Genomic DNA, 18,719 nt, shown 5'->3' on the forward strand with positions numbered 1-18,719 from the left:
TCCGCGAGAACGCCGGCAATGGCACGATGGTGGTGTGACTTCAACTCATCAGACCGCAACCGCAACGCTGCACACGAACCGCGGCGACATCAAGATCGCTCTGTTCGGCAACCATGCGCCGAAGACCGTCGAGAACTTCGTCGGCCTCGCCGACGGCTCGAAGGAGTACACCACCGCAAACGCCGCCGGCACCAAGACCGGCCCGTTCTACGACGGTGCCATCTTCCACCGCGTCATCGACGGCTTCATGATCCAGGGTGGCGACCCCACCGGAACCGGCACCGGCGGCCCGGGCTACAAGTTCGGTGACGAGTTCCACCCGGAACTGCAGTTCGACCGCTCCTACCTGCTGGCCATGGCCAACGCAGGCCCGGGAACCAACGGCTCGCAGTTCTTCATCACCACCGGCCCGACGCCGCACCTGAACCGTCGCCACACCATCTTCGGTGAGGTTCTCGACGACGATTCCAAGAAGGTTGTCGACGCTATCTCCTCCACCGCCGTCGATCGTGGCGATCGTCCGGTCGAGCCCGTCGTGATCAACAGCATCACCATCTCCTGAACAGGTAAAACAAGCAGATGACGAACCCCGGTTGGGGCGGCGGTGCGAGTGAGGGCATCCCGCCCCAACCGCGGTGCGTCCGCCATCCAGATCGACCTACCGCACTTTCCTGCAATCGTTGTGGACGTCCGGCGTGCCCGGACTGCCTCCGCGAGGCGGCGGTGGGATACCAATGTGTTGACTGTGTAGCTGCCGGCCAACGCGATGTCCGCCCCGTTCGGGGCGTCGCCGGAAACACCGTGAGCCCCGCCCGTGCGGTCCCGATCGTGACGTACACCTTGATGGGGCTCAACGTCCTGGCGTTCCTCGCCATCTTCGCGCAGTCGCGAAGCATCATGAACAATCAGGTCGGCTCGTCGATCTTCGCGAACTGGGCACTCAATCCGGGTCTGGTCGCCAGCGGTGACTGGTTCCGGCTCATTGGCTCCGGGTTCTTGCACTTCGGCATCTTGCACCTCGCGGTCAACATGTACGCCCTCTACATCCTGGGGCGCGACACCGAAATCGTGATGGGCCGCTCCCGGTACGTCGGCATCTACCTGGTTTCGCTCCTCGGCGGTTCCGCCTCGGTGATGGCGTTCCAGCCGGTGTTCTCCTCGCTCACGGCCCTGTCCTGGACCGCTGGAGCGTCGGGTGCAATCTTCGGCATCATGGGCGCACAGGCCGTCCTTCTACTGCGTTTGCGTCGAAGCCCGGTCCCGATCATCTCGGTGATCGCGATCAATGTGATCATCAGCATTTCGCTGCCCGGGATCTCGTTCTGGGGTCACGCGGGAGGTCTGGTGGCAGGTGCCGCGACGGCCGCTGCCTTCCTGTACGCCCCGCAGTGGTTGGGCGCCGGTGAGAACCGCGTGAAAGCAGTGCGGATCGGCTGGATCGCTTTTGGTGCCGTCACCGTGGTGACGTTGGGAGTCATCGTGCTCCGTGTCGTCCAACTGCGCGAACAGCTGGGAATCAGCTAGCAAGAATCCTAGGGCCCAGCCGTTCTATGGATCAGCCGCCGATGATGGACTCGCAGGCGAACGTGATCTCGAAGCTCGACGTCTCCATCGGGTTGCCCTTGTCCCGGGCGCCGATTCCCTCGCCCGTCACCACGAAGGTATTGCCGTCCTGCTTGGCACTGGCAGATCCGCCAGGCAGACCCGGCGCGAATCCGGCGGTGTACGGCAGACCGTTCGATCCACCCTCGCTTCCGGCGATTCCAGCAGTCTGAACCGTGCCGGATTCATCGATGATGGCTGAGACGGTCAACATGCCGTAGGTGGCATTTTCCGCGTCGAGCAGTGTCATAACTGTCGTGCCGCCGTCCTTTGCGCACTTCGTCTCGAATTTGGCGTCGAGCGTCTTCCCGCCGACGGTGGCCGAGGATGTAGCGGACGAGGCGCCGGCAGCGCTCTTGTCGGAGTCGGTCTTGTCGGAGTCGCTGCCGCAGGCGGAGGCGAATAGTGCGACCGCCGCGATGGTGGCAGCGACTGCGGTGGAGGACCGGCGGGTCATCGTGGTCCGAACCATCTTCGTCATGTTCTGTCCTTCAAGTCACGCGGTGCGTCCGCACTTGCTCTGGCTATTTCGCCGATAACACTAGCCAGTGACTCGGTGCTCTTAGCGCTAAACCCCCAGCTCAGGCGGGTTTGTCGCCTTCGACTGTTCAGGGACGTTCGTCAGACTGCTGCGGGCCATTCGCCGGATCGTTGGGAGTAAACGCACATGCAGGGACGGCTTCTGTAGAGATTGTCCACATAGGTTGGGCTCGGTGGTGCTTCTACTGTGGCTTGAGTCACTTCGTAGATAGCACCGCTGACCTTTTTCGAGGAGTACCCCTGCCATGACCTCCACCGATAGCACCACCACTGACGGTGGGGTTGCACCGAGCGAGATCGAATCTCGCGTGGTGAAGAAGGTAGCGCGCCGGCTGATTCCCTTCCTGATCCTGCTCTATTTCGTGAACTATCTGGATCGTACGAACATCGCCTTCGCGAAGCTCACCATGAGCGCCGACCTCGGGATGACCGAGACGATGTTCGGCCTTGCTTCCGGTCTCTTCTTCGTCGGCTATCTGTTGTTCGAGGTGCCGAGCAACCTGGCCCTGCACCGCTTCGGCGCCCGGCTGTGGATCGCGCGCATCATGCTCACCTGGGGCATCCTCGCCGCTGCGCTGGCATTCGTGCCCAACGTGGGAAGCCTCTATTTCCTCCGCATTCTGCTGGGAATCGCCGAGGCAGGCTTTTTCCCCGGAGTTCTTCTCTACCTGACCTTCTGGTTCCCGAAGAAGTACCGCGTACGCCTGATGGGCTTGTTCCTGCTGACGCTTCCGCTCTCGTCGGCGCTCGGTGCCCCGCTCTCGGCTGCCATCATCCAGTACGGCGACGGCCTGTTCGGGTTGGCCGGATGGCGCGTGATGTACCTGATCGAGGGTCTGCCCGCCGTGATCTTGGCGTTTGTCGTCTGGTTCTACCTCACCGACCGTCCCGCCGACGCGAAGTGGTTGACCCTCGAGGAGCGCACCTGGCTGATGAAGTCCATGGCCGACGAGGAGAAAGAACTCGGCGACGCCGGTCACCAGTCCGCCGGCAAGACCCTGCGCGATCCCCGCGTCATCGGTTTCGGTCTGGTCTACTTCGGAATCACGTACGGCCTTTACGCTTTGAGCTTCTTCCTGCCCAGCATCGTCGCGGGATTCAAGCAGACGTTCAACACCGATTTCTCGCTCGTCGAGACAGGCCTGATCGTGGCCGTCCCCTACGCGATCGGCGCTGTCGCGATGGTGCTGTGGAGCCGCCATTCCGACAAGACCGGTGAACGAATGTGGCACGTCGCTGCGCCGACGCTCCTGGGCGCGGTATCCATTCCGATTGCGCTGTATCTGGATTCGCCGTTCACCGTCATGATCGCGGTCTCGCTCACCGCTGTCGGTGTCCTCTGTGCGCTCCCCGTCTTCTGGTACCTGCCCACCACGTTCCTGACGGGTGCCAGCGCGGCCGCGGGTATCGCCATGATCAACTCGATCGGCAATGCGTCGGGCTTCGGTGCTCCGTACATCACCGGCTGGCTCACCGATGTGACCGGAAATGCCAAGGCAGGCCTGTGGGTGGTGGGCGCCGTGATGCTCTGTGCCGCAATTCTTGTGGTGGCGCTGGCCAAGCGATCGAGCAAGACCGCTCAGATCTGACCTAGTTTCCCCGCACTGGCACGCAGCCGGATCAGGAGCGCAAGATCGAGCGCCTGGTCCGGCTGACGCCACTGGGTGCCGATCAACCGGTCGATCGATTCGAGGCGTTGATACAGAGTGTTGGCGTGAATCGCGAGCGCGGCGGCGGTCGCAGAATGCTTGCAATTGTGTGACAGGTACGACGCGAGGGTGTCCAAGAGCGGAACGCCGCGTCGTTGCTCCTCCTCGAGGAGAGGACCGAGGGACCGCAGCGTCAGCGCTTCGAGTTCTTCGCGGCCGGTGCGGCTGAGGAGAATTCGGTAAATGCCGAGGGAACTTGCCGGTTCCACGTGGGAGGCCCGCCCGAGAGTCTCGAGGACGTCGACGGTGTGTTGTGCCTCGACATAGGCTCGCGCCAGACCTTCCGCTCCCACCGCAGGATCGGCGATTCCCACTGTCGGGTTCTCCGCCGGCTGCACCCACGCCGCCGCAACCTCTACTGGTGACATTCCCGGAATCAGAGCGATGACCCGTGAACCATGCTCGGCAACAACAGTTCCTGACGGGAATGCAATTTCCTCGATACTGCGACGCGTACGGTCTACGGCGTCGGCCGGGCGGGCCACCACGACGGTGTACGAGCGGTCGGGGTTGAGTCCAGCCAGGCGGAACTGACCAGTGACTTCGGCCGGCGTCGGCGCAGGCCTGGTGATCAGATCGACCAGAAATGCGTCGCGTGCTCGGCGAGTGGCTTCCCTGGCCGCCCGTTCGCCTACCAGGGCAAGCGCAATGGCCGGGGCTGACCTTTCGAGTGCCAATCTCATGGCGGCGGTGGGTTCATGACGCGAGAGTAGGAACAGAACTCCGAGTTGATCACCGGCACTGCGCACTTCGGTGGCGAACAGGAACTGCTCACCGACAATGAGCGTCACCTCCTGCTCGCGTCGGTCAGCGGCAAGGATGTCGAAGACCCGGTTGACGCTCTCGCTCACCCGTTGCAGTCCCGGTGGGATCTCCGACGTTCCGGTCACGAAGAACACCGGTGAACCCGTCGACGCGGAGGTTTCTTCCACGAGTTCGCGAACACCGCCGCCGCGCAGGACAACTTGTGTGAGCGATCGGTCCCAGGTCAGTGTCTGTTCGAGAAGTGCTGTGCGCTTGGCAAGTTCGGTGTTCGCTGCATTCACTTCTGCAACCGTCGCGCGATAGCGTTCGAGAGAGCGGGCATTCTCGATGGCTACCGAGGCATGAGCTGCGAGGGCGGACAGCAACGCAACTTCCTCGTTGCCGAATCGGCGCTCCTGACGCTTGCACGCGCAGAGTGCACCCAGGATCTTGCCGTTCAATGTCAGCGGCACTGCCAACAAACCGCGCATGTTCTCGGCTCGCGCTGCGTCGTCGGCGGGTCCGATATGTGCAAACGAGGGATCGTTGCGGTAGTCGGGAGACCAAGCAGGAGAGGAGTTCTCGACCACGCGACCGATGAGGCCTTCACGGAACGGAACCGTCAGGCCGAGCAGTTGCGACGTATACGCCCCGCTCGTGACTTCGATGATCAAGATGTCGTCGTGAATGAGAGCAAGGTACGAAAGGTCTACGCCGAGTAGCCGTTTGGCCTGATCCACGATCTCCTGCAGAAGGGCGTGGTGATCGTGCATCGTGGTCAGCAGTGACGCGATGTCGTTGAGCGCGCCCAGTTCGGTGGCACGTTGTCGGCGCTGAGCCAGGAGACTACGCAGTTGGAGTGCGGATCGGGCTTCTCGCTCGATCTCGGCTGCGACCTCGGGGCCTGACCCGGCGGCCAACTGATCGCGGTGTTCGATCAGTTCCTCGGTGGATGCCTCGGCCAGGAGAAGCTGTAGCCAGTTCTCGAGCATCCGCACTCCCTTGTCAGGCCAACTTGTCAGGCCAACGATGAGTATGGAGAGAATGTCCATACGGTTTCCGGTTTCTCGGAGTAAATCTACATGGGGTGGTGTAGCCGCCGTCACTATCGTGGAGGCATGACACTCCTCGAGGCGCTCGGCTCGCAGATCGATGCGGATCGACTGATCACCGACCCCGACATCATGGCGAGCTACATCCACGACGACGCCGAGTGGGCTCCCTACGAGATGCCCGTCGCCGTGGTCCGTCCGCGCACAGCCGAGCAGGTACAGACAGTTGTGCAGGCGTGCATCGCCCACGGTGCGCCCGTCGTCACGCGCGGCGCAGGCACCGGTCTGTCGGGTGGAGCCAACGCAGTCGCCGGCGGCGTCGTGATCGCCTTCGACGCGATGAACGCCATCAAGGAGATCAACACCCTCGAGCGTTTGGCCGTGGTCGAACCCGGAGTGGTCAACGATCACCTCCGCGACGCGTGCGCCGAGCACGGCCTCTGGTATCCGCCCGATCCGGCGAGCGCACCCTGGTCGACGATCGGCGGCAACGTCGCGACCAATGCCGGGGGCCTGTGTTGCGTCAAGTACGGCGTCACCAAGGACTACGTGCTGGGCATGCAGGTGGTTACCGGAACCGGTGAGCTGGTTCGGCTCGGGCGTCGAACTGCCAAGGGAGTGGCTGGGTTTGATCTCTCCGCGCTCATGGTCGGCTCCGAAGGCACTCTCGGGGTGATCACCGAGGTGACCGTCAAGCTACGTCCTCAGCGCGATCCCGAGCGCACCATCGTCGGATACTTCGACTCCATCGTTGCTGCGGGCAAGGCAGTCGAGGCCGTCGCCGCGGACGGTCTCACGCCGTCGGCCCTCGAGTTGATCGATCGACAGTGCCTGCTTGCCGTCGACGCCTGGAAGAACATGGGCCTCTCGGCCGACGCCGAGGTGGTCCTGCTCGGCCGCATCGACACACCTGGTGAGATCGGCGACGCCGAAGCCGAGCGAATGTTGGCCTGTTTCAACCGTTCCGGGGCAACCTGGAGCGCCAGATCCACCGACCAGGAGGAAGCCGACGCCCTGTTCTCCGCCCGACGTCTGGCGTACCCCGCCCTCGAGCGGCTCGGCCCGGTGCTCACCGAGGACATCTGTGTCCCCAAGGCAGCGGTCCCGGAGATGCTGGCACGGATCGAGGCCATCTCGGCCCGGCACGACACGCACATCGCGAACATCGCGCACGCGGGTGACGGCAACCTGCATCCGCTGCTGATCACGCCACACGACGACGAAGCGGCGCGGAGGCGTGCTCAGGCGGCTTTTGCCGAGATCATCGACAATGCCCTCGAGTTGGGCGGAACCGTCACCGGTGAACACGGCGTCGGCCTACTGAAGATGGGTGGCCTGGCACAGGAACTGTCACCGGCCGTCGTCGCGATGCATCATGCAATCAAGGGCGCACTCGACCCTCACGGAATCATGAACCCGGGCAAGGTGATTTGAAAGGCCGGGTGATCTGAAGGCTGGCTCCGTAACCGAATCGGTTTCCGGGGTTACGCCGTCGAAATGACGAGTTCCTACGCTCGAGTTGAACCGTTTGGCGAACTCGACGTATGGAGTGATGAATGTTCTCTTCCGATTTGACGCTGGCAAGTGTTGTTCCGCGGCGCGTGGACACGGTCGAGGCCGTCCGGGCGGCAATTGCTCTGGACGGCGCCGCGGTCTTCGGTGGGCTGCACACCGAGGAAGATGCCATTGCATTCGCGTCGAAGTTGCTCGGTGAGAAGTGCATTCGCGTCGGCCGCCAGTTCGAGGCGAGCGCCAAAAGTCAGGATGCCGAAGCCGCTGTCGTCGACACCCAACCGGTGGACGAACGCGGGCGCAAGCGCTCGTTCGGTATCTCCGGCGAGCGGATGACCGCCCACAACGACGGTTTTGCTTTCGGCGATTACGCTCCCGATTACCTGTTTCTGTGGTGCAAGCGCCCGGCGTACCCGAGTGGGGGCGACTCGTTTCTCATCGACGCGGTCAAACTGACGCGATTGCTCGCCTTCGATCCCGCAACAGCGGAGCTGGCCGAATTCTGTTGGAGCACAGACATCGACCATTCGGAACCGAACTTCCCGCAGAACGCATTTGCGCCGATCGCCCGGACGGTGCCGAGTGGACGCAACCAGGTTCGGTACCACCCGTACCTCGCGCCGATCGCCGGTGAATCGGAAGAAGCGCAGTGGCCGCTGGTGAAGCAGTGGAGTGAGGCCGTGATTCACGTGCGAGACAGCGGGCCGATGTTCCGTGCCGAAGCCGGCGAGATGATCTGCATCGACAACTACCGGGTGCTTCACGGCCGCGACGGGTACACCGACCCCGGCCGCGAGCTGTACTCGATCTGGGGATGGTCGAGCGACGCCGTCGCGGTGCCGCAGCAGGCTCTCGACATCGTGCAGCCGGACCTCGCGGCACTGGCCATGTAACCCGCGCTTACTTCTCGGGCGGCACCAAACCGTGGACGGTAAGCACGTCCAGGACGTCCTCCGGCGTCGTACCGAGATCCCAGCGTCCGAAGATCAACAGCTTCTCCGTGTCGGTGGGCCGGTCGACGATGTCGATCTCGAGCATCGGGACGCGTCGACCCAGACGCGGGTAGCGGACGAGACGCACGCGGTCGATCTGTTCGCGGGTGAACGTGTGCCGGGCGCGCAGTCGCTGTACCGCGATCGACTTGGTTCCTGCGTTGTCGATCACTGCCAGGCGGGGGCGCTGACGCAGGGCGAGGCCGCCCATCACGAACAGCCCGATCACCGCGAGGGCGAGCAGGAAGCGTCCGGCAGGCTCCGTGGGCGCGATTATCGAGGCGATCGCGAGGGCAATTCCGCCGCCGAACATCGCGTAGACAACACCCATCGGAGTGGCCCACGAGACGACCTCGGTGGCGTTGTCACGAGGCTGTGGATGAAATTCATCCTCGAGCATGTGGATAACTTCCTAGGTTGTCCACAGGAGTTATCCACAATGGGGATGAATGACACCCATGTAATTGAGAGACGGTCACGATTCGAGCCGAATCAGATAATCGCTGGTCAGCGCCATCTCATGGTCATCACAAGGCCCACAACCATGAAGCCGAAGCCGACGAGGAAGTTATAGTTTCCCAAGTCGTTCATCCACGTGATCGAATCCGCGGCCAAGTAGTACACAATCAACCACGCCAGGCCGAGAAGCATGAATCCGAGCATCACGGAGACGTACAACGTGCTCGACGGACCCATCTTCACCTTCACCGGAGTGCGGTTTGCTGGGTTGACTGTGTAGTCGTTCTTCTTACGGACCTTCGACTTGGGCATGGCGTCCTCGCTCTACGGTGTGACCTGCATGTGTTACCTACACGCTAACGTAGCTGTGTCCAGTTGGTCACCGGCCGACCTGCACAATCCGGGAGGAGCCACGTGTCTTCGGGTGAATCTTCACGAACCGTCTGGCACATCGGTGTTCTTGCCGTCTGCCTGGTAGCCGGTCTGATGGTCGCTACGGCGCAGAGATCCGCCGAGGAAAATCAGCTTCAGGTCACCGAAAGCACCAGGCTCTCCGATCTGGTCCGCAGTGCACAGGCCAACGCCGAAAAAGTTTCGGCCGACCGGGACGAACTTGCCGCTCAGCTCGATTCGTTGCAGGAAGACGCCGCTCGGTCCGACGCCGGCGTGGCCGCCGCTCTCGGTGACATCAAGAACATCTCCGCCGACGCGGGACTGACGGAGATGACCGGCCCCGGCGTCGTGGTCACCATGACGGACGCCCCGCGCAACGCCGAAGGCAAGTATCCGGTCGACGCCACCCCGGACGACCTCGTCGTGCATCAGCAGGACGTCCAGAGCGTGCTGAACGCACTGTGGGCCGGCGGGGCCGAAGCGGTGGGCATGCAGGACCAACGGATCATCAGTACGTCGGCGCCGCGGTGCATCGGAAACACCCTCCTTCTTCACGGCCGTACCTACAGTCCGCCGTACGTGATGAGCGCGATCGGCGATGTTGCGCGCCTCGAGGCGGCACTCGCTGCCGAACCGGGCATTCGGATCTACAAGCAGTACGCGACCCGCTTCGGCCTCGGGTACACGCAGGCGACGCCGTCGCAGATCACGGTCCCCGCCTATACCGGCGGATAGCACGGGCGTTTACCCTGCTCTCATGAGGATTCTCGTCGTCGACAACTACGACAGCTTTGTGTTCAACCTGGTGCAGTACCTCGGCCAGCTCGGAACCGAAGCCGTGGTCTGGCGCAACGACGAACCACAACTGACGGCAGACCTCGAGGGTGCAGTAGCTCAGTTCGACGGCATTCTCCTGAGCCCTGGCCCCGGAACCCCGCAGCGCGCGGGAGCGACGATGGATCTGGTGAAGGTCTGCGCCGACACCAAGACCCCGCTGCTCGGCGTCTGCCTCGGACACCAGGCGATCGGTGCGGCTTTCGGCGGAACCGTCGACCGCGCGCCCGAACTGCTTCACGGCAAGACGAGTCTGGTTCACCACAAGGACGTCGGCGTCCTGGCCGGGCTGCCCGATCCGTTCACCGCTACTCGCTACCACTCGCTGACGGTTCTCGAGGACACCATTCCCGAGGAACTCGAGGTGACCGCACACACCGAGAGCGGCGTCGTGATGGCGATGCGTCACCGCGAACTGCCGATTCACGGCGTCCAGTTCCACCCCGAGTCCGTACTCACTCAAGGTGGGCACCGGATGCTCGCGAACTGGCTCGCAGTGTGCGGTGAGGCGCCCCCGGAAGGGCTCGTCGCAGCCCTCGAGGCCGAGGTCGCGTCGGCGCTCGGTGGCGCATTGCCCGCAATTCTCTGACACCTGTCCACAAAAAAGTGCCTCCCGGAAATCTCCGGGAGGCACTTTTTCACTTTGCTAGCGGCCGGGGATTCCGAGCGCTCCGACGCTGACGGTGATGACCGCGTCCTTGGAGATCTCCGAGCCCGGAGGCTGCGTCTGCGAGACGATCTTGCCCACCATTTCCGGGGTGAGCGTCGTGCTCTGGTTCTGCACCAGCTGCGATGCAGTTCCCGCCCAGCCGGCTGCGCGAAGCGTGGTCAACGCCTCGGACACCGTTTTGTTGGTGAGATCAGGCATCGCGACCTGGTTGCCGTTGGACACCCGCAGCGTCACGGTCGAACCCTTGGTGGCCGACGTGCCGCCGGTCGGGTCGGTCGAAACGACCTGTCCCTTCGGCAGTCCCGAATCGATCTCCGTGATCTGGACGACGAACCCGGCACCTTCGATGTTGGGCCTCGCCACCTCTTCACGCTGACCGGTCACATCCGGGACACGAACCTGCTCCGGTCCGGTGCCGACAGTGATCGAGACTGCGGAATCGAGAACAACCGACACTCCGACGGCCGGGTCCTGATTGACGATCTTGTCGACCTCGGCAATGGTCGACGCGGCCTTGCCGATGGTCGGATCAAGTCGGAGTCCGACGGAGTTGAGCTTCTTCTCGGCGTCGTCCTGGCTCAGACCGGTCAGGCGCGGGATCGCGACCTGCTCGGGGCCGGTGGACACGTCGATCGTGACGGTGCTGCCCTTCTCGATGCGCACCCCGGCAACCGGACGCGTCGTGATGACGTTTCCGGCGGCGATCACCTTGTCCGTCTTCTGCTGACGCTCCACCTGGAATCCGGCGTTGGTCAGCGTCGCCTCGGCGACATCAGCGGGCTGGTTGGTGAGGTCACCCGGAACGGTCACCATCTCGACCTTCGGCGAGTTCACCCGAATGAGGAAGAACGTCACCAGACCGATCACCAGAAGCGCCGCGATGCCCATCAGGGCGTAGCGTCCGCCCTTCTTCTTGGCAGGCGGCTCGGCAGCGCGAGTTGTCCGTGCAGGAACCGGCTCGACCGGATCAGGAGCAGTGCGGTAGTTCCCGGTGTCGGAGCCGACGGCGCCGAGGATGGTGGTGCGGTCCTCGTCGTTCATCACCATCGGCGCACTCGGACGCTGACCGCCCAGAACGCGTACCAAGTCGCTGCGCATGTCGCCGGCGCTCTGGTAGCGGTTGGCCGGGTTCTTGCTCATCGCCTTGAGAATGATCGAATCCAGCTCGCGCGGAATGTCGGGATTGATCTCCGACGGCGTCTGCGGATCTTCACGAACATGCTGGTACGCCACGGCGACCGGTGAATCACCCTTGAACGGCGGCTCGCCCGTCAGAATCTCGAACAGCACACAACCGAGCGAGTAGACGTCCGAACGTGCGTCCACCTGCTCACCTCGCGCCTGCTCCGGCGAAAGGTACTGAGCGGTGCCGATCACGGCGGCCGTCTGCGTCATCGGGCTCGACGCGTCGGAAATGGCACGGGCGATACCGAAGTCCATCACCTTCACGGCGCCGGCACGGTTGATCATGATGTTGGCGGGCTTGACGTCGCGGTGCACGATGCCGTTACGGTGGCTGAAGTCCAAAGCGGCGCACACGTCCGCGATCACTTCCATCGCCTTGCGCGGAGTCATCGGCCCGGTGCTGCGCACGATGTCACGCAACGTGTCGCCGTCGACGTACTCCATGACGATGTACGGCAGCGGCCCGGCGTCGGTCTCGGCTTCACCGGTGTCGTAGACGGCCACGATCGCCGGATGGTTCAGCGCGGCAGCGTTCTGCGCCTCACGACGGAACCGCAAGTAGAACGTGGGATCGCGCGCGAGGTCTGCACGCAGCACCTTGATCGCGACGTCGCGGCTGAGTCGGAGGTCGCGCGCCAGGTGAACCTCGGACATTCCGCCGAAGCCGAGAATCTCACCCAGCTCGTAGCGGGAGGAGAGATTGCGGGGTGTCGTCATTGGTCTTGTCCTAGCGGTTCTTCAGCGTCTCCGGGATCCGCCAACGGCTCAGTGGTCGTTGTGGTCGTCGTTGTCGTCGTGGTGGTGGTTGTGGTCGTCGGAGTTGTTGTTGTCGTGGTCGGCGTTGTTGTGGTGGTTGTCGGCTCGGTTGTGGTTGTCGTCGGCCGAGTTGTGGTGGTTGTCGGCTCGGTGGTCGTCGTCGTCGGCCGAGTCGTCGTCGTGGTGGGCTTGGTGGTCGTCGTGGTCGGCAACGTCGTGGACGTGACGACGGGCGGCGTCGGGTCGCTCGGACCGTCGGTCGCGATCCAGACTCCGCCGATGATCAACGCCAACAAGATCAATCCGCCGCCGGCCCATGCCACGGCCTTCTGCCCACTGGTCATTCCGCCGGCTGCCGCGTCGTCCGCAACAGCTGCGCCCGTCACCGGGCCCGCGTACGTCGGCGGCATGACCTGCGTGGCACCCGTAGCCGGCAACGCGCTCGCGGCACCGGTGGCGAGCAGACCGGGCGGCGGTGGACGCCTCCCCGCCCGAACGGCTGCAACGGCGTCGGCGAACTCACCGCCACTGGCGTAGCGGCCGGCCGGATCCTTGGTCAACGTGATGTCGATGAGCTCGCGGATGTTCGCCGGCAGGTCGGCCGGCATCGGCGCCGGGGTTTCCTGCACGTGCTTCATCGCGACGGTCAGCGCGCCGTCACCGGTGAACGGGCGTCGACCCGAAAGTGCTTCGTATCCGACGATTCCCAACGAGTACACGTCACTCGCCGCGGTCGCGTCCTGACCGAGAGCCTGCTCGGGCGCGATGTACTGGGCGGTGCCCATCACCATTCCCGTACGCGTGACAGGAGAGTTCTCGACGGCCTTGGCGATGCCGAAGTCCGTGATCTTCACCTGGCCCGTCGGCGTGATGAGGATGTTGCCCGGCTTCACGTCGCGGTGCACGACACCGGCGTCGTGTGCGACCTGCAGGGCGCGGCCGGTCTGCTCGAGCATGTCGAGGGCATGCGGAACCGCCAGGCGGCCGACGCGTGCCAGGACGGCGTTGAGCGGCTCACCGTTGACGAGTTCCATCACCAGGTACGCCGTGGAATCGCCCGAGCTGTCACGGGTCTCGCCGTAGTCGTAGATTCCGGCGATACCGGGATGGTTGAGCTGCGCGGTGGTGCGGGCCTCGAAGCGGAAGCGCTCCAAGAACTCCGGATCGGAAGAGAACTCGGACTTGAGTACCTTGACGGCGACGCGACGGTTGAGCCGGGAGTCGGTGGCTTCCCACACCTGACCCATCCCACCGGTGGCGATGAGACGGATCAATCGGTAACGATCGGCGATCAAAGCGCCGTTGTTCAACGCCACGGTTCAGCCCCCTTGGATTCCGGCTGCGATGACTGCACGACCGATCGGCGCAGCAACCGAGCCACCGGTAGCGGCAAGTCCGCGGTCACCACCGTTCTCGACGATGACGGCCACGGCGACCGTCGGATTCTGCGCCGGTGCAAAAGCGATGTACCAGGCGTGCGGCGGGGTTTCCCGCGGGTTCACGCCGTGCTCGGCGGTACCGGTCTTGGACGCGATCTGAACCCCGGGGATCTTGCCGTCGCCGCCGGTGAAGTTCTCCGAGCCGATCATCAGGTCAGTCAGCGTTGCGGCCACTGCCGGCGAGATCGCCTGACCCATCGACACCGGTGACGGCGTACTGAGATCGGTCAGATCCGGTGCTTGCAACTGGGAGATCAGGTTGGGCTGCATCCGCACACCACCGTTGGCGACGGTCGCGGCGATCACTGCGTTCTCGAGCGGGGTCACCGCGACGTCGCGCTGGCCGATGCTGGTCTGGCCGAGAGCCGCGTCGTCGGAGATGTCGCCGACGGTGCTGTCCGCAACCGGCAGCGGGATCGCCGGAGTGTTGGGCCCGATGCCGAAAGCGCTGGCCTCGTCCTTGATGGCGTCCGCGCCGTCCTTGATGCCCAGTTCGACGAAAGCCGTGTTGCACGAGCGCGCAAACGCGTCACGCAACGACGCCGTCGGGTTGGGGCCGCAGGTGCTGCCGTTGTAGTTCTCGAGGGTCGTGCTGGTGCCGGGCAGCGTGATCTGCGGAGCCGCGGTCAGCTGGTCGTCCGGCGTCGCACCGTTGCCAAGAGCTGCGGCAGTGGTGAGCACCTTGAACGTCGAGCCAGGAGGGTAGGTCTGCGAAATAGCGCGGTTGACCAACGGATCGTTGGGATCGGCATTGAGCTCGTCCCACGCCTTGGTGGTCTCGGCACCGTCGTGGCTGGCAAGCAGGTTCGGGTCGTAGCTCGGAGTGCTGACCATCGTCAGGATGCGTCCGGTGCTCGGCTCGATGGCGACGACGGAACCGGTGTAACCCTTGCTGGTCAGCTGGTCGTACGCCACCTGCTGCATCGCCGGATTGAGCGTCGTGACGACGTTGCCGCCGCGCGGATCGCGTCCGGACACCAGGTCGAAGAAGCGCTGACTGAACAGCCGGTTGTCCGAGCCGTTGAGAATCGGATCTTCGGTGCGCTCGAGGCCGGCGCTGCCGTACTGCATCGAGTAGAAGCCCGTGACCGGTGCGTACGGGTACGGATTCGGATACTCGCGCAGGTACTTGTACCGGTCGTCTGTGGCGCGGGAGGCGGCAAGCACCTGACCGGAAGCCGAGATCTGACCTCGCTGGCGTGAGTACTCGTCGAGCAGCACCCGTGAGTTGCGCGGGTCGGCTCGCAGGTCGTCAGCCTTGATGACCTGTACGTACGTGGCGTTGGCGAGGAGCGCGACGACCATCACCATGACGGCCATCGCGACGCGGCGCAGTGGAGTGTTCATACGCGCGGCATCATCTCGGTATTGGCGTCAGCGATTGGGGGCGGACCTTTCTTCTTCGTCACTACCGGCGCACGTGCCGCGTCCGAGATCCGGACGAGGATGGCCAGCAGTAGGTAGTTCGCGAGCAGCGACGAGCCGCCGTACGACATGAACGGTGTAGTCAGACCCGTCAGCGGGATCAGTTTGGTGACGCCGCCGACGACGACAAAGATCTGGATCGCGATGGTGAACGACAGACCGGCGGCCAGCAGTTTGCCGAAGCTGTCGCGCACTGCCAACGCCGTACGCAGGCCGCGCACGATGAGAAGCAGGAACAGCATCAGCACAGCGGCCAGGCCGATCAAGCCGAGCTCTTCGCCGATGGTCGCGATGATGAAGTCCGTCTTCGCGAACGGAACCTGGTTGGGCCGGCCACTGCCCAGACCTGTTCCGGCGATACCACCGGTGGCCAGGCCGAAGAGCGATTGCGAGATCTGATACCCGGTATTGGCGTAGTCGCCGAGCGGGTCCAGCCAGGTGTCGACGCGAACGCGCACGTGACCGAACATCTTGTAGGCGAAGAAGAATCCGATGGCGAGTAGTCCGCCGCCGATCACCAGCCAGCCCACACGTTCGGTCGCGATGTAGAGCATCACCAGCACGGTGCTGAAGAGCAGCAGCGACGTACCGAGGTCGGTTTCGAAGACGAGCACACCCACCGAGACGATCCAGGCGAGCAGGATCGGGCCCAGGTCGCGGGCACGCGGAAAGTCCATGCCCAGGAAGTGTTTACCGGCCGAGGTGAACAGGTCGCGCTTGGCGACTAGTACCGACGCGAAGAAGATGATGAGCAGGATCTTCGCGAACTCACCTGGCTGAATGCTGAATCCGGGCAGGCGAATCCAGATCTTTGCGCCGTTCACGCTCGAGAACTTCGCCGGCAGGATCGCGGGAATCGCCAGGAACACCAGACCTGCGAGGCCGAGCGTGTAGCTGAACCGCGCCATCAGGCGGTAGTCCTTCAAGAACACGAGCAGCAACACGAAACCGGTGATCGCCAGTGCAGTCCACATGACCTGCTGATTCGCATCCGGTGACGGTGCCTCGACGCCGTTGTAGAGCGCTGTCTGTTCGTCGGCGAGGTCGAGTCGGTGGATGAGCACCAACCCGAGGCCGTTGAGCAGGGCGACGATCGGCAGCAGCAGCGGATCGGCGTACGGCGCATACCGTCGAATTGCCAAGTGCGCGATCAGGAACAGGCCCGTGTACGCAAGCGCGTACTTGGCGAGGTCCAGCGTGATCTTCTGTTCCTGGCTCGCCTCGACGAGCAGAAGCGAGACCGTCGTGATGATGACGGCAAAGCCCAGGAGCAGCAGCTCCACGTTTCGACGGGTCGACTGGACCGGCGCCGGGGCAAAACCTCCGGGCGGACTCGGAAAAGCCGTCCCCGCAGCTGCGTTGGACGACATCAGTTGACCGTCCTGCAAGTCTGACCGGGAATGTCGGTCGGCGTAGGCGTAGTCGTGGGTGCCGCCGTCGTCGGCGCAGCAGGCTCCGCGGGCGGTGCGGGGGGCGGCGTGGTCTCCGGAGCCGGTGGGGGAGTGGGCGCGGCCGTCGTCGTCGGAACCGGCTCACAACGAGGCAGCAGATCGCCGCCGATGAGACGGATCATCTGGCTCTGCGCGTCTTCACGCTTGCCGGATGGCAGCCCGGCGCGCACCTGCTCCTGCGCAGACGGCTGCAGATCGGTGACCTCGAGAATGTTGCAGTCGCTGGGAATCGCGTCGGGGGAGACGAGAGTGAGGACGTCGTCGTCGCCGACGCAACCCACCAGATCCGCGTCTTGCAGCGAGTAGCCGAGCACCGAACCGGGGATTCCGCGCAGCACCGTCACGCGGCCGTTGTCTTCGCCGACGTAGTAGTTGTTGCGGATGACGGCGCGGCCGATCACGGCGCCGACGCCGACGAGTGCGATCAGCACCACGGCGAGGACCACCCACCACAACCGGTTCCGCTTCTTCTTCGGTTCCGGTTCGGGTTGGGAGACAACTCGCTTGGGCGTCGCGCGCGGCGGACGCATGGCAGCGGCGCGGCCGGCAGCGGTGTTGGGGGGAGGGGCGTCCTCTTCCTCTTCCGTCGACGCGGCGCCCGCGACGATGGGATGTGACTGGCCGTAATCGAGGTCGATGACATCGGCGACGACGACGGTGACGTTGTCGGGACCGCCGCTGCGCAGCGCCAATTCGATGAGACGGTCGGCGCACTGCTCCTGCGAGCCTTCGCGCATCGTGTTCTCGATGGTCTCGTCGCTGACCACATCGGAGAGGCCGTCGGAGCAGAGCAGGTAGCGATCGCCGGCGCGGGCTTCGCGCACGGTGAGCGTCGGCTCGATCTCGTTCCCGGTCAACGCCCGCATGATCAGGGATCGCTGCGGGTGCGTGTGTGCCTGTTCGGCGGTGATCCTGCCCTCGTCGACCAACGACTGCACGAACGTGTCGTCGCGGGTGATCTGCGTCAGGTGGTCGTCGCGCAGAAGGTAGGCGCGCGAGTCGCCGATGTGCACGAGACCGAGCTTGCTGCCGGAGAAGAGGATCGCGGTGAGCGTGGTGCCCATGCCGTCGAGTTCGGGTTCTTCCTCGACGTGATCGGCGATGGAATCGTTGCCCTCACGGGTGGCTGCCTCGAGCTTGCCGAGCAGATCCTCGCCGGGCTCGTCGTCGTCGAGATGCGCCAGAGCGGCAATCATCAACTGCGACGCGACCTCACCGGCCGCGTGTCCGCCCATACCGTCGGCCAAAGCCAGCAGGCGTGCACCGGCGTACACGGAATCTTCGTTGTTGGAGCGCACGAGACCGCGGTCGCTGCGCGCCGCGTAGCGGAGAACAAGGGTCACGGGCGTAGCTCGATTACCGTCTTGCCGACGCGAACCGGAGTGCCCAGCGGGACGCGCACCGCAGTGGTGACCTTGGCGCGGTCCAGATAGGTGCCATTGGTCGAACCGAGATCCTCGACGTACCAGTCAGCGCCACGCTGCGAGAGCCGCGCATGGCGCGTCGACGCGTAATCGTCGGTGAGAACGAGCGTCGAATCGTCGGCGCGGCCGATCATGACCGGCTGAGAACCCAGGGTGATGCGGGTACCGGCGAGGGCGCCCTGCGTGACCACCAGGTACCGAGGCACCTTCGCCTTGCCCAGCGAGGGCAGGACCTTTCCGGCGCGGGTGTACCGCGGCGGAACCCTGACCCCGGAGCCGGCATAGATGTCGGAGCGGAGAGTGCGGAGGACTGCCCAGACGAACAGCCACAGTAGGAGCAGGAAGCCCGCCCGTGTGAGTTGCAGAATCAGGCCCTGCACGGCTGTCCACCTCCTTCTATGGCTCGAGCCCCGCCGCAGCGGGGTTCGAGCATTGTCGACTGGCAGCATCATAGGGGGCGCTGGGCCCCGAAGATCACGATACTGACAGCCGCGTGACGGCGGCGCGCCGACGGACCGCCGAATGTTCGATT

17 protein-coding genes are annotated in these 18,719 nt (G+C 64.3%); 7 read left to right on the top strand and 10 right to left on the bottom strand.

All coding sequences use genetic code 11. The annotated features are described in order from the left end of the window. Positions 1-34 precede the first annotated feature (34 nt). Positions 35-562, top strand: coding sequence for a peptidylprolyl isomerase (locus tag QMA15_RS02945; RefSeq protein ID WP_007729190.1), 528 nt, complete (start codon positions 35-37; stop codon positions 560-562). A gap of 17 nt (positions 563-579) precedes the next feature. Beyond that, positions 580-1,524 carry a rhomboid family intramembrane serine protease gene (locus tag QMA15_RS02950; protein ID WP_290283645.1) on the top strand — a complete coding sequence of 315 codons (945 nt, stop codon included), beginning with the start codon at positions 580-582 and terminating at the stop codon, positions 1,522-1,524. A gap of 31 nt (positions 1,525-1,555) precedes the next feature. Here the strand turns inward: QMA15_RS02950 and QMA15_RS02955 are convergent, their stop codons facing one another. Then, positions 1,556-2,083 (bottom strand): lipoprotein LpqH, encoded by a 528-nt coding sequence (locus tag QMA15_RS02955; protein WP_021332617.1) that lies wholly within the window; start codon positions 2,081-2,083, stop codon positions 1,556-1,558. A gap of 304 nt (positions 2,084-2,387) precedes the next feature. On the opposite strand from QMA15_RS02955, the gene QMA15_RS02960 reads away from it, so the two are divergent. After that, a complete protein-coding gene (locus tag QMA15_RS02960; RefSeq protein WP_021332618.1) occupies positions 2,388-3,731 on the top strand; it encodes an MFS transporter in 1,344 nt (447 codons plus the stop codon). On the opposite strand, the gene QMA15_RS02965 is transcribed toward QMA15_RS02960, so the two are convergent. Then, a complete protein-coding gene (locus QMA15_RS02965) occupies positions 3,722-5,587 on the bottom strand; it encodes a GAF domain-containing protein (RefSeq protein ID WP_290283730.1) in 1,866 nt (621 codons plus the stop codon). The genes QMA15_RS02960 and QMA15_RS02965 overlap by 10 nt on opposite strands. Before the next feature lie 126 nt (positions 5,588-5,713). Between QMA15_RS02965 and QMA15_RS02970 the strand changes: the two genes are divergently transcribed. After that, the gene (locus QMA15_RS02970) at positions 5,714-7,081 is read left to right on the top strand and encodes an FAD-linked oxidase C-terminal domain-containing protein (RefSeq protein ID WP_024487653.1); all 1,368 of its coding nucleotides are present in this window, start codon (positions 5,714-5,716) and stop codon (positions 7,079-7,081) included. A 122-nt stretch (positions 7,082-7,203) separates the two neighbouring features. After that, positions 7,204-8,052, top strand: coding sequence for a TauD/TfdA family dioxygenase (locus tag QMA15_RS02975; protein ID WP_290283646.1), 849 nt, complete (start codon positions 7,204-7,206; stop codon positions 8,050-8,052). Between the two features lie 7 nt (positions 8,053-8,059). On the opposite strand, the gene QMA15_RS02980 is transcribed toward QMA15_RS02975, so the two are convergent. Next, positions 8,060-8,551, bottom strand: coding sequence for a PH domain-containing protein (locus tag QMA15_RS02980; protein WP_020905623.1), 492 nt, complete (start codon positions 8,549-8,551; stop codon positions 8,060-8,062). Positions 8,552-8,658: 107 nt separating this feature from the next. Then, on the bottom strand, positions 8,659-8,922 hold the full coding sequence (crgA, locus tag QMA15_RS02985; RefSeq protein WP_019746229.1) for a cell division protein CrgA: 264 nt from the start codon (positions 8,920-8,922) through the stop codon (positions 8,659-8,661). A 174-nt stretch (positions 8,923-9,096) separates the two neighbouring features. On the opposite strand from crgA, the gene QMA15_RS02990 reads away from it, so the two are divergent. Then, positions 9,097-9,738 carry a DUF881 domain-containing protein gene (locus QMA15_RS02990; protein WP_223258023.1) on the top strand — a complete coding sequence of 214 codons (642 nt, stop codon included), beginning with the start codon at positions 9,097-9,099 and terminating at the stop codon, positions 9,736-9,738. A 22-nt stretch (positions 9,739-9,760) separates the two neighbouring features. After that, complete coding sequence (locus QMA15_RS02995; protein WP_290283648.1) at positions 9,761-10,426, top strand: aminodeoxychorismate/anthranilate synthase component II; 666 nt, start codon at positions 9,761-9,763, stop codon at positions 10,424-10,426. Between the two features lie 57 nt (positions 10,427-10,483). Here QMA15_RS02995 and pknB read toward each other — a convergent pair whose 3' ends face one another. Genes pknB through QMA15_RS03025 form a run of 6 tightly spaced genes read right to left on the bottom strand, consistent with a single transcriptional unit; the run spans position 10,484 to position 18,567 of the window. Continuing rightward, entirely contained in the window at positions 10,484-12,409 is a 1,926-nt protein-coding gene (gene pknB / locus QMA15_RS03000; RefSeq protein ID WP_019746231.1) for a Stk1 family PASTA domain-containing Ser/Thr kinase, read from the bottom strand. Continuing rightward, a complete protein-coding gene (locus tag QMA15_RS03005) occupies positions 12,406-13,764 on the bottom strand; it encodes a protein kinase (protein WP_020905625.1) in 1,359 nt (452 codons plus the stop codon). Before QMA15_RS03005 ends, pknB begins: the two co-directional genes overlap by 4 nt. 3 nt (positions 13,765-13,767) lie before the next feature. Then, entirely contained in the window at positions 13,768-15,234 is a 1,467-nt protein-coding gene (locus tag QMA15_RS03010; protein ID WP_007735774.1) for a penicillin-binding protein 2, read from the bottom strand. Further along, positions 15,231-16,682 (bottom strand): FtsW/RodA/SpoVE family cell cycle protein, encoded by a 1,452-nt coding sequence (locus QMA15_RS03015; RefSeq protein WP_003943414.1) that lies wholly within the window; start codon positions 16,680-16,682, stop codon positions 15,231-15,233. Before QMA15_RS03015 ends, QMA15_RS03010 begins: the two co-directional genes overlap by 4 nt. Further along, positions 16,682-18,106: a protein phosphatase 2C domain-containing protein gene (locus QMA15_RS03020; RefSeq protein WP_256065295.1), complete on the bottom strand. Its 1,425-nt coding sequence runs from the start codon at positions 18,104-18,106 to the stop codon at positions 16,682-16,684. Before QMA15_RS03020 ends, QMA15_RS03015 begins: the two co-directional genes overlap by 1 nt. Beyond that, a complete protein-coding gene (locus QMA15_RS03025) occupies positions 18,103-18,567 on the bottom strand; it encodes an FHA domain-containing protein (protein ID WP_003943418.1) in 465 nt (154 codons plus the stop codon). The genes QMA15_RS03020 and QMA15_RS03025 overlap by 4 nt, the downstream gene beginning before the upstream one ends. Positions 18,568-18,719: the final 152 nt, after the last annotated feature.

The organism is Rhodococcus sp. APC 3903, assembly GCF_030407755.1.
Taxonomy (GTDB): domain Bacteria; phylum Actinomycetota; class Actinomycetes; order Mycobacteriales; family Mycobacteriaceae; genus Rhodococcus_F; species Rhodococcus_F erythropolis.